At 51.4% G+C, this 15,772-nt stretch carries 13 protein-coding genes; 1 reads left to right on the top strand and 12 read right to left on the bottom strand.

Annotated elements, in window-relative coordinates:
* Window positions 1–248: 248 nt before the first annotated feature.
* The 11 genes from KO503_RS14325 to KO503_RS14275 all read right to left on the bottom strand — a co-directional run bounded on the left by KO503_RS14325 (window position 249) and on the right by KO503_RS14275 (window position 13,773).
* Entirely contained in the window at window positions 249–1,919 is a 1,671-nt protein-coding gene (locus KO503_RS14325; RefSeq protein WP_252731106.1) for a polysaccharide biosynthesis protein, read from the bottom strand.
* A 382-nt stretch (window positions 1,920–2,301) separates the two neighbouring features.
* Window positions 2,302–2,913: a sugar transferase gene (locus KO503_RS14320; RefSeq protein WP_215992238.1), complete on the bottom strand. Its 612-nt coding sequence runs from the start codon at window positions 2,911–2,913 to the stop codon at window positions 2,302–2,304.
* A complete protein-coding gene (locus KO503_RS14315) occupies window positions 2,910–3,833 on the bottom strand; it encodes an NAD-dependent epimerase/dehydratase family protein (RefSeq protein ID WP_303505291.1) in 924 nt (307 codons plus the stop codon). The genes KO503_RS14320 and KO503_RS14315 overlap by 4 nt, the downstream gene beginning before the upstream one ends.
* A 152-nt stretch (window positions 3,834–3,985) precedes the next feature.
* Window positions 3,986–4,429, bottom strand: a complete 444-nt coding sequence (gene cynS / locus KO503_RS14310) for a cyanase (protein WP_215992236.1) — start codon at window positions 4,427–4,429, stop codon at window positions 3,986–3,988.
* Between the two features lie 22 nt (window positions 4,430–4,451).
* Window positions 4,452–6,191, bottom strand: coding sequence for a bifunctional protein-serine/threonine kinase/phosphatase (locus KO503_RS14305; RefSeq protein WP_215992235.1), 1,740 nt, complete (start codon window positions 6,189–6,191; stop codon window positions 4,452–4,454).
* 55 nt (window positions 6,192–6,246) lie between these two features.
* Entirely contained in the window at window positions 6,247–7,083 is an 837-nt protein-coding gene (locus KO503_RS14300; protein ID WP_215992234.1) for a formate/nitrite transporter family protein, read from the bottom strand.
* A gap of 20 nt (window positions 7,084–7,103) precedes the next feature.
* The gene (gene nirD / locus KO503_RS14295; protein WP_215992233.1) at window positions 7,104–7,448 is read right to left on the bottom strand and encodes a nitrite reductase small subunit NirD; all 345 of its coding nucleotides are present in this window, start codon (window positions 7,446–7,448) and stop codon (window positions 7,104–7,106) included.
* Window positions 7,448–9,904 carry a nitrite reductase large subunit NirB gene (nirB, locus tag KO503_RS14290; RefSeq protein ID WP_215992232.1) on the bottom strand — a complete coding sequence of 819 codons (2,457 nt, stop codon included), beginning with the start codon at window positions 9,902–9,904 and terminating at the stop codon, window positions 7,448–7,450. The genes nirD and nirB overlap by 1 nt, the downstream gene beginning before the upstream one ends.
* Window positions 9,905–10,509: 605 nt before the next feature.
* Window positions 10,510–11,454: a DMT family transporter gene (locus tag KO503_RS14285; RefSeq protein ID WP_215992231.1), complete on the bottom strand. Its 945-nt coding sequence runs from the start codon at window positions 11,452–11,454 to the stop codon at window positions 10,510–10,512.
* 254 nt (window positions 11,455–11,708) lie between these two features.
* Entirely contained in the window at window positions 11,709–12,812 is a 1,104-nt protein-coding gene (leuB, locus tag KO503_RS14280) for a 3-isopropylmalate dehydrogenase (RefSeq protein ID WP_215992230.1), read from the bottom strand.
* Window positions 12,813–12,885: 73 nt separating this feature from the next.
* Entirely contained in the window at window positions 12,886–13,773 is an 888-nt protein-coding gene (locus KO503_RS14275) for a LysR family transcriptional regulator (RefSeq protein ID WP_215992229.1), read from the bottom strand.
* Between the two features lie 92 nt (window positions 13,774–13,865).
* On the opposite strand from KO503_RS14275, the gene KO503_RS14270 reads away from it, so the two are divergent.
* Window positions 13,866–14,774, top strand: coding sequence for an epimerase (locus KO503_RS14270; RefSeq protein ID WP_215992228.1), 909 nt, complete (start codon window positions 13,866–13,868; stop codon window positions 14,772–14,774).
* Here the strand turns inward: KO503_RS14270 and KO503_RS14265 are convergent.
* Window positions 14,712–15,728 carry an endonuclease/exonuclease/phosphatase family protein gene (locus KO503_RS14265; protein ID WP_215992227.1) on the bottom strand — a complete coding sequence of 339 codons (1,017 nt, stop codon included), beginning with the start codon at window positions 15,726–15,728 and terminating at the stop codon, window positions 14,712–14,714. The genes KO503_RS14270 and KO503_RS14265 overlap by 63 nt on opposite strands.
* Between the last annotated feature and the right edge of the window lie 44 nt (window positions 15,729–15,772).

The following is a 15,772-nucleotide window of genomic DNA, read 5'->3' as shown; positions in this document are numbered from 1 at the left end:
CACTGTTCCACCCGCTTCTTAAGTTGGAGCCATCATATCAAATTTTCACCAAACACCCACTCGAATATGCATCATAATTCCAAGAGACGCCGCTGAACCGTGAATCAATTTTCGGACGTGTCTTTTCGGCAGCAATAGTCAAACCGCAATTGCCGTCAGCAAGTTCTCAAAGCACACATCACAGACAAAGGTGGTGCACAATAGCGCGCAAAAACCCGACGCGCATTACATCAACGATAAAGAGAAAATTAGATCTCATCCATTTGATACTGCTGTACTGACGCACCCTGCGGTTCGTGATACCCGTCAACTCGTTCGCGCACAATTTCACGCATATGCGCGGCATTGGCAAATTTGATCGCAGCATTAAGATCACGCAACATACCGGCGACTTCTAATGGTCCCAGCATGGCCTCCTCTGCACGCAGAATTTTGGGGTTAGGGGTTGCACATAAATTTTTGTGATCTAGTAAAAGTTCTTCATATAACTTTTCACCGGGCCGCAACCCCGTCACGACGATTTCGATATCGCCCGTTTCAGAACCTGGTTTTTTAACCGCGCGGCCAGACAGCTCAATCATTCTATGCGCGATATCCATGATTTTTTGTGGTTTACCCATATCTAGAACAAAAACATCACCGCCTTCGGCATAGGCCCCTGCCAGTAAGACCAGTCGTGCCGCTTCGGAAATCGTCATAAAAAAGCGCGAGACCTCTTGGTGAGTGACTGTCACGGGACCGCCGGCCTCAATCTGTGTTTGAAAAAGGGGCAACACCGATCCAGACGACCCTAAGACATTGCCAAAACGTACCATTGAAAACTTTATCTCTGGTTCGCGGGTTTGCAAATCCTGCACGACCAACTCAGCCATACGTTTCGTTGCCCCCATAATATTGGTGGGCCTTACCGCTTTATCCGTAGAGACTAAAATAAAGCGTTCTATATTGGCCTCAGCCGCCGCTTCAGCCACAACATTGGTGCCGATGACATTGTTTTTTGCCCCCTCTAATTCATTGTTTTCAACGATTGGGACGTGTTTATAAGCTGCCGCATGGAAAATAATCTCGACATTTTCTTGCGCCAAAACATGGCGCACTCTCACGGGGTCGGTCACAGACCCCAAATACGTCGAGAGCTGAACCTTGTGTTGCGCAGCAAGGTCACGCAGTTCAAAATCGATTTGATAAAGGTTGAATTCACTTTGCTCAAACAAGACGATCTTTGCTGGGCGACAGTTTAGAATTTGGCGGCATAATTCAGAACCGATTGATCCGCCTGCCCCCGTCACCATCACGACACGTCCAGCATATGTTTTAGCAATTTCAGGGGTTTCCAAATCGACTGCATCACGGCCCAAAATTTCGTCAGCGCCAACAGTTCGGAACAAGGCCTCGTTGCCGCGCCCTGCCAGCATATCAACGAAAGGGGGGAGAACCCGCACTTTGACACCAATCCGTTCTAATTGTTCAATGATTACAGCGCGCCGCTCCTTTGCACTTTCAGGCAGCGCAATCAAAACCATCTCAATCTTGTAATAGGCCAAACTGGCTTTCATCCGCTTTGCATCCAATACGGGAATGCCACCGATAGCCATGCCTTGTAAGTGTAGATTGTCATCAAAAAAGATCACCGGCCGCAGAAGGTGAGATTGACGTAATGCCGATGCTAATTGAATGCCCGCGCTACCCGCCCCAAAAATGGCGACCGACTGTCGGTTTGAATTTCTATCACGAAAATAAGATAAAATTGCAATCGTCACAACACGCGCGCCGACGCTTCCAGAGAAAAATGCAGTTCCAAAGATGAGTGCTTTAGCGACCAATCCTGTCGCGCCATGCAGGGCCGCACACACTATAAAAAGCAGGCTCAAGCACCCAGTCGCAAGAGCGATTTTAGAGACATCTTTGGAATTAAACATCACAAGCTTAATGCAATGAAGCCTTAGACTCATCACAATGGTGACGCCCATAAGGGTTATTTCCACGAAGAAGGCGTAGGTAAAGGAAGGCGTCGACAATGTGGCGAGATCGCCTTGCAATGCAAACGCCAACACGACAGAAGCTATGATCAAAAACGTATCTGAGAGCACCAATATGCGGCGCACGACATGTCTTGGTAGCGTCGTCAGGCCCTGTATCAACATAAGCGCTTACACATCTTTCATTCTTCACATACCAGTACGACCATCAAATATATCTGGCGATAAAATAGACGAAGCGCAAGTTTCTGCACAAACTATAATCAATAAGGTGCTTTTCGAACATACCACTTAAGGCTGTCGTAATATATTTAAGTGCTCGTTAAAATTTTCGCAATTTTGGCCAAATGGTTTCAATCATAATACGCAAATCAAGGCATCTTGATTGGTGGGCTTGATAAATCAAATCCAAGCGCGCCTTGCGAGGAACACAGGCCCGCGCATAGACCTCGTCCGTCTGTTCCGCTGTAGTACAACGCGCCAAGAGCATCTCTTCGTGGGCATGATATCGCACCGACGCCAGCCCTGTTATACCGGGGCGCGTGTTCAGCACCTGCGCATAGACTTGGGGAAATCGCTCGACATATTCACGCAAAGGCGGGCGCGGCCCCACAAATGATATATCCCCACGCAGTACATTCCATAGTTGAGGCAATTCGTCCAAACGTGCCCTACGCAAAAAGCGACCAAACCGTGTGACGCGGTTAGTTTTGTCACCTCCTGAGACGCCGCTGTCGTGTGCGACCACTTTCATCGTGCGAAACTTGACCAGCTTAAATCCTTGGGTTGGGGTCTTCATACGTTCCGAAAGATAAAAAACTGGACGTCCCTCTTTGATCAAAAGAACAATAGCCAGCCCAATGATCGCCCCTCCAAGAAGGATCGATAAAATCAGCGCCAAGACAACATCAAATACCCTTTTCCCAATTGTCATAGAGCCTCCAAAGCGCTGCGCCACTGTGCAACAAGACCATTTGCTGCGCCGTCAGATTCTTTAATATCGGACAGAGTTGCGAGGCGCTCGCAATCCAATACAATGTCTTGCAAAGGCGATGCGGAAACGGGGCGCGGCTCCCAATCGACAGCCGCAGCTTCTAACAGCGCCTTCATAGAAACACTCACAGGTGCAGCGACATTGATCACCTGCGGCAAAGGCTGGGGCAGCAACGCCAGACACCTTAGGACATCCGCTAGGCTTTCAGGCCCAATATATGATCTGCGCGGCCCATCGCCGTCTGGATATATATCAAGCAGCCTTGGCGCGTCGCCTGACTGCCACCCTTCAGTGGGTCCAAGTAAGGCATCCGCACCTGCAACATTGCCGATACGCAGCAAGCAAACTTCGATACCATACTCTGCCGCGCGCGCGACACAGAGAGCTTCCATATCTCGTTTGGCCATCCCGTAAGCATTTACCGGATGTAAGGCACTGCTCTCATCAAATGGCACCCCATCCCCCCCGCCGTAAACGGCAGATGACGATGCGATAAGAACGCGGGGGATTTCGGCAGCGACGGCAGCCTGCAACGCTTGGTCCACCAGCGAGACATTGATCGCCATTTGATCGACGTCAGTCTTATCACCGGCACGCGAGGCACCCACAAAAATGAAAAGTCCGTCCAAGCCATCAGCAGATTTTGCATGATCCAACAATGGCTTTATATCGGCCAAATCGGACCAAACGAACGCATTTGGAATGGTGGGCTGTGCGGATCGAAACTGCCAATCAACGCGCAAATCAGAGGCGATGGAGGCTGGCCAAACGGCCCGCAAAAGATGACCTATACGCCCAGAAGCTCCTAAAAATACAAACCGCTTGGGACGAGTACTAGCCCATGACAAATTGTCAGACACCTGTTTAAACCTCGATTTCAGCGGGCACAAAACTTGATGTGCCTCACTATGAATATCAAACAGACTTAGTCCCAAATCCGGTGCAAAGCTAGCCTCTTTGGCGCAGGTACGGCCTGCTCAAGCACGCCCCAGATGCCCTCAACCCAGCAATTTTACCATGCGTTATATTGCAAGTACTTACCTGACATCTCGATTTTTACGCGGTCGCCTTTTGGGTTTGCGTCGCGTTTCACCGACATTTCAAAATCAATTGCGGACATAATGCCATCGCCGAATTCTTCGTGGATCAGCGCTTTAAGCGTCGGACCGTAAACGCCAACAATTTCATAAAAGCGATAGATACACGGATCTGTCGGGACCGCCTGTTCCCAGACTTTTGTCGGGCTTTCGACCAGAACGGATATAGCGTCTTGAGTGAGGCCCAAAAACTTGACCAACTCTGCGGCTTTATCCGCGGGAAATGCGTTCATGCCCATGCAGGCGGAATGGGTGAACACTGGGCTCATACCAATAGCATTTGCAATACTGTCCCAAGTGAGACCCGCTTTCTTTTTGGCTTCAATAATTTGGACTGTCACGTCTTCTTTCAAAAGCATGGGATGCTCCTTTATGATAGGCCTACTGAAAGGCCAGAGTGGCGAGGACAAGACACAACAGGGCCAAGCCTCCAGATAGAGTTTTCCAAAATCGTTCGGGATTGCGCTCAGCCAACGGGATATGACGACGCGCGGTGTAACGCAGCGACGGCGAGCGCAGATTGGCGGCGAATTCAGACAGCGCATCGTGGCGACGCGCGGGATCGGGGTGAACCGCTTTGGCCAAAGCATCATCCAGCCATGCGGGCATCGGATGGGCGTCATCACGGGCGTTGCGATACCGCAGCCGCCTTCTGTCACGTGGGTTACGCACTTTGCCGACCTGTGTGCCGTAGGGCAAAACACCGGTCAGCATTTCGTAAGCAATCACCCCCAATGAAAACAGATCAGACCGCCAGCTCACCTGTTCGCCAGAAAAATATTCCGGCGCTGTGTATTGCAGGGTGCCCAAGATGCCGTCTTCTTCGCGCATTGGTGCGGCTTCTTGAACGCCCGCAACATAGGTCGACCCGAAATCAATAATTTTGACCACACCATCCGTATCAAGCATGATGTTTTCAGGTCGCAGATCTTGATGCAACATTTCGCGCCGGTGAAAGGCGCGCAGACCTCGGATCACCTGTTCCAAGATGTCGCGCACCTGTTCAAAACTGGGCTTAGGGTTGTCTTGCATCCATTGGCGCAAAGTCTGCCCTTCGATGAAATCCGTCACCACATATAGACCCGAACGTGGCCCAAGTGACGCAGGCGCACCCAAAACATGCGCGTTATCTAAACGGCGTGCGATCCAGTCTTCCATTAAAAAACGGCGCAACCCATCAGCATCGTCCTTCAAATCCGACGCCGGAATTTTCACGGCAACAGTTTCACCGTCAGAGGCTTTAGCGAGAAAAATATGAGAGCGATGATTTGCATGTAATTCGCGCAAAATGCGATACCCATCCAGCACACTGCCCTCACGCGGCAAGGCCGGAATGGGCAAGGTTCGAGCCTGTTCATCGAACTGAGTTTCATCTGATGTAGGTACGCTATCAATGCGGACAATTTGCACCGTAAGATTGTCTGTGCTGCCAGCCTCCAAGGCATCCTTTAGGATATCTTGCGCGGCATCATCCAAAGTCGACGCTTCTGCGATGCGCTGCGCAACAGTGCGGGCGGTCCAATGTTCATGGACGCCATCAGTGGTCAACAAAAACACATTTCCGCGCGACACTGGCTCTGCGCGATACTCAATATCCACGCTGCTTGCGGCACCAATCGCGCGTGTCAGTACGGTGTCGCCTGAGCCTAATGAGACGTGGTGATCTGTGGTAAGCGGCTCCAAACTTAGACCCGAAAGACGCCAAATACGGCTGTCACCCACATGAAACAAATGCGCGGTTCTGGCTTTAAGCACCATCGTCGCAAGCGTGCAGACGTGACCATGATCCGCATCAGCCAAACCTGCAAAACGGCTTTGGGCATACAACCATGAATTTGCTGCTGAAATCACTCGTGACGCAGAGGTTTTAACCGTCCATGCATCGGGCGTGCTGTAATAATCTGATAAAAGACTTTTAACGATTGTTTCAGAGGCAACGGCGGACACATCAGATGTCGATATGCCGTCAGCCAGCGCAATCGTGATACCCTTAAATGAAAGCGCGCGCTCGTCTGGAACGAGCGCGCCGTGGAAGTCTTGATTGTGCGCTTTGTGTCCGGCGGAGGTTGCCTGACCAATACTGACCGAAAGGGAAGAGGCAGTGGATTGTGTATCGCGCACGAAAATCAGCTTTCACGAGATGAACCCAGCCCGCTTTGGGCTGGGTTGGTGTCTATTACTCTGCAGGCGTGCCGACAGAGCCAGATACAGAGCGCTTAGGAGATGTCTTGAAGTGTGTCGCGTAGATCATGCCACCCACAAAGGTCAAACCGCCCACAAGATTGCCCAAGACAACTGGAATTTCGTTGTAAATAAAGTAATCAGACCAAGTGAATTCACCGCCGAGCATGATACCTGATGGGAACAAGAACATGTTGACGATTGAGTGTTCGAAGCCAAGGTAGAAAAACACGATGATCGGCATCCACATCGCCATGATTTTACCAGACACACTGCTAGACATCATCGCGGCGACGACACCAGTCGAGACCATCCAGTTACACATCACGGCACGAATGAAGACTGTCAACAAACCGGCACCGCCGGCAGCCGCGTAGCCCAAAGTCCGCGCTTCGCCGATTTGGCCGATCCGTTGGCCAATTGCGTTTGGTTCTTGGCTAAAGCCCATGGTGAAAATGATCGCCATGAAAACAGCCGTGGTCAAAGCACCGGCAAAGTTGCCACAGAACACGAGACCCCAGTTGCGGAACACACCTTTCCAAGTCATCCCTGGGCGCTTAGCGATCACCGCCAAAGGCGCGAGCGTGAACACACCGGTTAAAAGATCAAACCCCAAGAGGTAGAGCATGCAGAACCCGACAGGGAACAGCAAAGACGCCACTAGAAAATCGCCAGTGTTGACAGCGATGGTCACCGCGAAAGCTGCGGCAAGCGCAAGGATCGCGCCCGCCATGTAGGACCGGATCAGAGTGTCCTTGGTAGACATCAAAATTTTAGATTCGCCGGCTTCGATCATCTTTGCCGCGAATTCGGCTGGTTGCACATACGCCATGTGGTCTTCCTTCGGTTGGATTAAGCTGTTTGCAGTTGTTTTTCTTCGAGGCAGAGGGAAATACACCCCCCCTCAACCTTCACTGGGAACACACCCGTTTTGCCAACGTCGGCACCCTGAGCTTCTCCTGTTTCCAAAGAGATGACCCAGTTTGTCAGCGGGCAAGACACGGTTGTGCCATGAACGATGCCAGCGCTGAGGGGGCCGTTTTTAAACGGGCAACGATCCTCAAGCGCGTAGACGGCATCTTGCGAGGTTCGAAACACCGCAATGGTTTTTGTGTTTGTGATCACTCGACGTGCGCCTTGGCGCGGGATATCGTCGAGGATGCCAACTGTAATCCATTGATTGTCTTGAACGGTCATTATTCTGCTGCCTCCAGTGAAGAAATATCGGCCAGTGGAGAGAATTCATGCGCTTGTGCGCCCTGAACCCGCTCCGCCCATGGGTCAACTTGTGCGAAGGTTTGAGAGAACAAAAAGCGTTCATAATAGGCTTTGCGTTGCTCAGCATCATCATAGATCACAGATTTCACGTGATCATACCCAAGGCGATCTGCCCATTTGTAAATGCGCTCAAGATAGAACCCTGTTTCACGGTAATATTGAGTAAGCGCGCCACAATATTCGAGAACTTCTTCTTCTGTCTCAACATTGCCAAGTTTGGTGGTGCCTTGAATGTGCAACCCTGCAGCGCCGCCGTAGAGAATTTCATAGCCGCTATCGACACAGACGATACCGATGTCTTTACAAGTGCTCTCGGAACAGTTGCGTGGGCAACCTGATACGGCAAGTTTCAGTTTCGCAGGAGACCAAGCGCCCCATAGCAGACGCTCGAGCTTGATGCCAAGGCCGGTGGAATCTTGGGTGCCGAAACGGCACCAATCCGATCCCACACAGGTCTTCACAGTCCGCAGCCCTTTGGCGTAAGCCGCGCCAGAGACCATGCCTGCGTCGTTGAGATCTTTCCATACTGGGATCAAGTCGTCTTTCTTGACGCCCAGCAAATCGATCCGCTGACCGCCCGTGACCTTAACAGTTGGGATAGCGAATTTATCGGCCACATCGGCAATCGCGCGCAGCTCGTTCGGTGTGGTGATGCCGCCAAACATGCGCGGTACGACGGAATATGTGCCGTCTTTTTGGATGTTGGCGTGCACACGTTCGTTGATGAAACGGGATTGCTGGTCATCGACATACTCACCCGGCCAATCAGCCACGAGATAGTAGTTCAGAGCAGGGCGACATTTGGCGCAACCCTCTGGCGTACTCCATTCGAGCTCTTGCATCACCGCAGGAATAGTCTTCAATTCCTTCGCTTTGATCATACGGCGCACAGTGCCGTGGTCATGCGTTGTACAACCACACATGGTTTCAACGTCAGGCAATTTGAAGTCGTCGCCCAACGTCAGCGCCATCACGTTTTCAACAAGGCCCGTACATGTGCCACAAGAGGCCGAAGCCTTGGTATGCGCACGCACTTCCGCCAAAGTGGTCAAACCCATGGCGTTAATTTTCGAGACAATTGTGCCCTTGGTGATGCCGTTACAGCCACAGATTTCGGCATCGTCGGACATGTTCGCAACCATCGCCAATGGATCGACAGCACCACCACCTTGGAAGGCTTGGCCAAAGATCAATGTGTCGCGCATTTCCGAGATATCTTCGCCGGATTTGAGCATCTCATTGTACCAACCGCCATCATCGACAGCGCCGTACAGCACTGCGCCGATGATCTTGTTGTCTTGGATGATAACGCGTTTGTAAGTGCCACTTTTCGCATCGCGCAACACGATGTCTTCGCGATCGTCGCCTTCGGCAAAATCACCCACAGAGTAGAGATCACAGCCTGTGACTTTTAGTTTCGTTGGCGTTTCTGTGTGCACAAAAGCTGCATCAGATGGGCCTGTCAAATGAGAGGCCGCGACTTTCGCCATCTGGTACAGCGGCGCAACAAGACCGTAAACCATGCCGCCCACTTCAACACATTCACCCACTGATAAAATATCAGGATCAGAAGTTTGCATCCCGTTGGTTGTGACGATGCCACGGTTCACTTCAAGGCCTGCGTCTTTGGCCAGCTGAACATTCGGGCGAATGCCGACAGCCATCACAACGATATCGCATTTGATCAGCGTGCCATCATCAAGTTCAACGCCAGAGACTTTGCCATCCGCGCCGATGATCTGTTTGGTGTTGGATTTACAACGAATATCGATCCCGCGGCTTTCCAGCTCTTTCTCAAGCAGGTACCCCGCCGCTGTATCAAGTTGACGCTCCATCAAGGTCGGCATCAAGTGCAAAACGGTCACGTCCATACCCAAAATGTTTAGACCTGCCGCAGCTTCCAGCCCCAAAAGGCCTCCGCCGATGACAACCGCACTGCCACCTTTGCCCGCCGCATCGCGCATGGCATTCGTGTCATCCAGATCACGGTAGGCCAACACCCCGTCAAGATCATGACCGGGGCACGGGATGATGAACGGATCAGATCCTGTCGCCAAGACCAATTTGTCGTAGCTTTCCGTGATCCCATTTTCGGAGGTGACCGTTTTGGCCTCGCGATCAATCTTGGACACTTTGGCGCCCATATGCAGCGTGATGCCGTTGTCTTTGTACCAAGCGTCATCATGAATTATGATGTCATCAAAGGATTTCTCGCCAGACAGAACAGGCGACAGCATAATGCGGTCGTAGTTCACACGCGGCTCTGCATTAAAGATCGTCACGTCATAGGCGTCGCCCGCGTCAAAAAGATGTTCTAGCATCCGACCAGGTGCCATGCCGTTTCCGACCACGACCAGTTTGAGTTTTTGTGTCATGTACCCATGTCCCATTTTTGCTTTTGCACGTTGGGACACGAGGTGTTTCATAAACTCGGCACCGCATCCCTGACCTTTAGAAAAGGTCACGTGCAGCGCCGTTGCTGCGCTCTCAAAGAGAGCAAATATATGAAGGTCTGCCACATCATTGTGGCGGGGCATCTTTACCCGACTTAACGTCAGCATTGCGTCGAGACGGCATACGGTTCAAGGGCGCAGCCTTAGACAAATACTGATTTTAGGTGACTTTTAGGTCAAGTTTTCAATGTGCCAAAAAAACACGCGAGAATATCGGGGCGCTGCTCAAAATGCTGTCGTAAAAATATCGCCGCATTTGCAGATATACCAAACACAGCATCGGACGATTCCCATATTTTCTGCGTCAAAGACGCTTACTGGCCTCAAACACACAGGCGTCCGCAACCGTATCGCCTCTGGTAGTTTGGTAGGCTTCGGCACGGCAAATTTGCGCGACATGGTGACCTGACAGGCATCACTAAAATCGTGAAAAAAGGACAGAACTCCATGCCCAATTATGCATTAACGACTAAGTGTACGGATAATCCTATGCGAAAAAAATCATGTTGGCGCTGCGGTTTGCTCTATTATTTCGATTTATTACGACGCAAGAATGGTGAAATCCGAAAAGAGGCCGCGGAGGAGGCGCGTGAGCGTGTGCGCAAAACAGGCGTATTTTTTGACGTCCCGCTTTGTGATTCTCGGAACACGATATAAAGGCCAGACATGATGATGATACTTGCGCCAAGAATTGTGCCCAAATCGATGGTCTCGCCAAAGAAAAGCGAGCCGAAAATCGTTGCCCAAATAATCTGAGAATACTGCATCGGCGCGACGATGGCAGCCTCGGACGCCTTATACGCGACGATCAAAAACACGGCCCCCGTGAATCCGAGAACAGAGATAGCACCAATGCCGCCAAGGTCGTTGATCGGCAACGGCTTGTATGTAAACACCATCAGCGCGCCCATGATAATAAAGTTCGCAACCATCGGATACAGCATCAGCACAACGGTGCGTTCCTCACGTCCGACTTTGCGCACAATAATCGACGCCAACCCGCCAAGACAGGCACAGGTCAAAGCGGCCGCATGCCCGAGTGTAAACTCTGTCGAACCGGGCCGCAGCACAACGAATACGCCGATAAGACCAACAACGACAGCAGCCCAACGGTGCGGGCCAACACGCTCTCCCAAAACTGGAATAGACATCATCGTGATCAACAGCGGCGTTGCAAAAAGAATGGCGTAGACTTGGGCCAACGGCAAAACCGTAAACGCATAAAACGCGCACATGACATTGATGGTTGAGCACATAGTTCTCAGCGCTGTCCACCAAGGATGCACAGGTCGCAAATGGCCTGATGTCTTGTCCCTAATCAGCATAAAAGTGACAAGTGGAAAGGAAAACAACGTCGAGAAAAAGATCATTTGAAAAGGCGAATAAGATACGCCGAGATACTTGATCACAGCGTCATGGGTCGCGAAAACTGCGAAAGCGAACAAAGCATAAAATGCGCCGGAGATATTCATAAGCAGTCTTTCCGTTTTTGTTAGCGATAACCAATGACGTCATAAGTTTGGTATCCGCAGTTTAAACACTTGTCGAGGCAGCTATAGCGTTCCAAATATAAGATATGGAAAACGCCCACAAATCCGCCGCCCGTTGTTATTGGTGCGCGCATTTGTGGATTGATGTGGCAAGTGATAGTGGCGATGTACTTAGAAGACACTAAAAAGCCGAGGCATCGCTTTCAATGCCTCGGCTTAAAATATTGTCGATTGGCTTACAGACTGGCTGTCAGCGCCTCAATGATTTTATCGCCCATTTCAGTTGTGGACACGGCTGTTACGCCTTCTTCGCCAAGCAAGTCAGCGGTGCGTGCGCCATTCGCCAAAACAGTTTCAATCGCCGTTTCCAAACGTGTCGCTTCATCGCCTTGATCAAACGAGTAACGCAATGCCATCGCAAACGAGAGCACACATGCGATTGGGTTGGCTTTGCCTTGGCCCGCGATGTCTGGCGCTGAACCGTGTACAGGCTCGTACATTGCTTTCGGGCGGCCATTGGCCATCGGCAGACCCAAGGATGCGGATGGCAACATGCCAAGAGAGCCCGTGAGCATCGCCGCGCAATCAGACAAGATATCGCCGAACAGGTTGTCGGTCACGATAACGTCGAATTGTTTAGGGGCACGCACCAATTGCATCGCGCCGTTGTCGGCATACATATGTGACACTTCAACTTCTGGGTAATCCGCAGCAACCTCGTTGACGACATCGCGCCACAAGATACCGGATTCCATCACGTTGGCTTTTTCCATCGAACACAAACGCTTGTCACGTTTCATGGCCAATTCAAACGCAGCACGTGCGGCACGTTCGATTTCGCTTTCTGTGTAACGCTGCGTGTTGATACCAACGCGCTCGTTGTTTTCGGTGAAGATACCACGTGGCTCACCAAAGTAGATGCCAGAGGTCAATTCACGCACGATCATAATATCGAGACCGGCAACGATGTCTTTTTTCAGCGACGAGAAGTCAGCCAAAGCATCGAAACACTGTGCAGGACGCAGGTTTGCAAAGAGGTCCATTTCTTTACGCAGGCGCAACAGGCCACGCTCAGGTTTGACGGAAAAATCAAGATCGTCATATTTCGGACCGCCAACAGCGCCGAGCAAAACAGCATCAACGCTTTGTGCTTTTTCCATGGTCGCATCGGAAATAGGTGCACCGTGCGCATCATAGGCAGCACCGCCAACAAGATCGTGAGACACGTCAAATTTTAGACCACGTTTGTCACCAAACCAGTCGATGACTTTAACGACTTCGGCCATCACTTCGGGGCCAATACCGTCACCGGGCAGAATAAGAAGAGATGGCGTGCTCATATCGCATTTTCCTTGTGTTTAAGCGTTGGTTTCGCCTACCCGACGACGCGACGAAGGTCAAGGAAAGGCCTTTTTATCCGCTCAAACTTGAAGCCAAATGATCCCAAACGGCCGCAACCCGATGTGTGTGGCGCACGGCTTTGGGGGCCGCGATCCAAAGCGGCAGCGTTGGAATAGGTAAGTTATCAAACAGACGCACCAGATTAGGATCGTTTTGCGCCACCAAGGCCTGCCCAAATCCGATACCGCACCCCGCGCGCACCAATTCCCAATACGCCGATTGATCATCGCAACGCAGCGCAAAATCGTTCGGGGACACATCCCAACCAAATTGCCGCATGGCACGAACGATCAGATCATTGCGGTCATAGCCAATCACATCATGCGCGAACAAATCCTTTGGGTCATCAGGATGACCACGACGATCAAGATAAGATTTGGCCGAGAAAATGCCGATCTCGATATCCGACACATGACGCGCAACGATATCAAGCTGGTTTGGCCGATACATGCGTAAGGCAATATCTGCATCACGATACAACAGATTTTCAGAGGCATCCGAGGGCACAAGTTCAATTTGAATAAGCGGTTCTTTTTGGCGCAACTCAGCCAGAATACTCGGCAAAACGTAATGCGCGACAAACACAGATGCCGTCAGACGCACCGTGCCAGATTTCTGCGTGTCAACACCAGTGGCCGCCATAGAAAACCGCCCCGCAGCCTCCATCATCTGCTGCGCAAAGGGCAACAGCCGCTCGCCATCAGCGGTCAGCACCATACCTTTCGGACGTCGCAAAAATAAAATTACCCCAAGGGCGTCTTGCAGGCTTTGGATTTGTCGCCCGATTGTTGGCTGACTGCAGTGCAAATCACGCGCAGCAGCCGACAGCGAGCCACCCTGCGCGACAGCAACAAAGGCACGTATGAGCGTCCAATCAAGTGAGGCAAGGCGATTATCCATTCATATATGAATATCGAATATAAGATTCGATGCAATTTCAATTCACATAAGAACAAGCAATGTGGTGTTAAATCCCAAACACGGAGACACACATGACGCAAACAGTCCTCATCCTTGGTGCCAGCGGAAAAGTTGGACGCCACGCAAAATACGCCTTTAGCCAAGCAGGCTGGAACGTTCGCCTGTATGATCGCAAACTTGGAAATATGCCTGCACAAGCCACAGGCGCTGACGTCATCGTCAACGGACTGAATCCACCCGACTATCACAATTGGGCAGACATCATTCCGCGCATCACACAGCAAGTTATAGAGGCTGCAACCATCACGGGCGCCACCGTCATCATCCCTGCAAATGTCTATAATTATGGCGATAGGTCGGGCACATGGAATGAGGCAACACCACACGTGCCACACACGCGTAAAGGCAAAATAAGAGAAGACCTAGAGCGCAGTTACGAGACCTCAGGCGTTCAAACAATCCTGCTGCGTGGGGGTGACTTTATCACCCCGCAAGATGACAGTGACGATGTGATACGGTTAGCCGTGCTGAAAGGCATTCGCAAAGGCAAGATCACGATGCCAGGTAAAAGCGCCACAATGCGCGCCTATTGCTATTTGCCGGACTGGGCGCGCGCTGCCGTGCTGCTGGCGGAAAAACGCAATGAGCTGGGCCAATTTGAGGACATCGCTTTTGGTGGCTACAACTTTACACTGCAAGACTTGAAAACCGAACTTGAACAGGCTTTGGGGCACCCTTTGGGCATATCAAAGTTTCCTTGGTGGGCTTTAAAACTGGCCTCTCCGTTTTGGGAATTGGCACGCGAATTGTTAGAGATGCGCTATCTTTGGGATATGCCTCACGCGATCGGAACAGATAAATTTGATCGTCTTTTGCCCGATTTTGAACGCACGGATCTCAACACAGTTATGCGTGCCTCATTGCCGCGCGATATCGACCCAAACAAGGCCGTGTCGAAACAAAACCCCGTCACGGTTTGAAGCCGATGACCATGACCCCCCTGCGTCGAGCACCTTGAGATCGGCGGAGGGCAACACATAATCAACGCGCAGATTTCCCGGAACTGGGTCGTCCCAATCTGCCGTGTCTAACGCAGCATCGCCAGTATGTGCCTCATTGGCGATGCTTTTGGCATATCTTGAACGCGGTTGTGGGTCTTGAAGTCTCGGGTCGGCCAAAAGCGCCTGCATCTCTTCAATGCGCCCTGCTCCATCCTGCGGGTCCAAATTGGCATCACCAATCACGACAAAAGGCATATCTGGAGCGGGCGTATCGAGTCCTCCATCCAAATAATGTCGCCAAAGCGCAACCTCATCAGCGTTGCGCAAACCGTTACGGTCCTCGTCTCCGTCAAATGCAGGCGTTGTAGCGTAGAATGCCAACAGATGAATGGGAGTCTCATCCCACATGACAGGCACATCCCAGTGATTTGTGGAAGACAAACGCAACACACCCAAATCGCCCGCATCATAGAAATTGTCAGGCAAGCGCGCGTCCGGTACGTCACGCCATAGTAACGTTGAAAAATCTATGATGTCGTCGGCAGCAATCGGCAAGCGCGACAGAACGGCGAGGCCGCCCTGCCCGTGAAAGTCGCCATAAGACTGCGCATCTTTGGCTTGCCCCAAACGCCCATCCTTATCAAGGTCACGCCCCGTGAATAGACCCGCATTGCTAATGTCGGAAAACACATATGGATAGGCAGCCCCAGCTTGGGTCAACGCCACGGCCAAGGCGCGCGCCGTATGCCCCTCAAAATCTGTATCGATCCCAGTGAGCACCAAAACATCAGGTGTTGTTTTCAAAATATGATCGACTGCAACCAGTACTTCGGCATCCTCGCCCGACAAAATATCACGCAGTAAAACACCCGGCCCTGTGCGCGATAACTCAGCATTCCAAGTCGCGATCCGCAGCATATCTTGTGCAGCCACGACAAAGGGGCAAAGACAAAAGAGACTTATCAGCCCAGCGCGGA

Origin of the sequence: Pacificibacter marinus (genome assembly GCF_018860505.1) — a bacterium.
Classification (GTDB): domain Bacteria; phylum Pseudomonadota; class Alphaproteobacteria; order Rhodobacterales; family Rhodobacteraceae; genus Celeribacter; species Celeribacter marinus_B.
The sequence above is the reverse complement of the archived record's forward strand: the minus strand, read 5'-3'. Positions and strand labels throughout refer to the sequence as shown.

Coding starts and splice junctions, on each gene's coding strand:
- nirD (WP_215992233.1), bottom strand. CDS start 7,448: ATGACCGTTCAAGACAATCAATGGATTACAGTTGGCATCCTCGACGAT.
- KO503_RS14320 (WP_215992238.1), bottom strand. CDS start 2,913: ATGACAATTGGGAAAAGGGTATTTGATGTTGTCTTGGCGCTGATTTTA.
- KO503_RS14300 (WP_215992234.1), bottom strand. CDS start 7,083: ATGGCGTATGTGCAACCAGCCGAATTCGCGGCAAAGATGATCGAAGCC.
- KO503_RS14270 (WP_215992228.1), top strand. CDS start 13,866: ATGACGCAAACAGTCCTCATCCTTGGTGCCAGCGGAAAAGTTGGACGC.
- nirB (WP_215992232.1), bottom strand. CDS start 9,904: ATGACACAAAAACTCAAACTGGTCGTGGTCGGAAACGGCATGGCACCT.
- KO503_RS14325 (WP_252731106.1), bottom strand. CDS start 1,919: ATGTTTAATTCCAAAGATGTCTCTAAAATCGCTCTTGCGACTGGGTGC.
- KO503_RS14275 (WP_215992229.1), bottom strand. CDS start 13,773: ATGGATAATCGCCTTGCCTCACTTGATTGGACGCTCATACGTGCCTTT.
- KO503_RS14285 (WP_215992231.1), bottom strand. CDS start 11,454: ATGAATATCTCCGGCGCATTTTATGCTTTGTTCGCTTTCGCAGTTTTC.
- cynS (WP_215992236.1), bottom strand. CDS start 4,429: ATGCTTTTGAAAGAAGACGTGACAGTCCAAATTATTGAAGCCAAAAAG.
- leuB (WP_215992230.1), bottom strand. CDS start 12,812: ATGAGCACGCCATCTCTTCTTATTCTGCCCGGTGACGGTATTGGCCCC.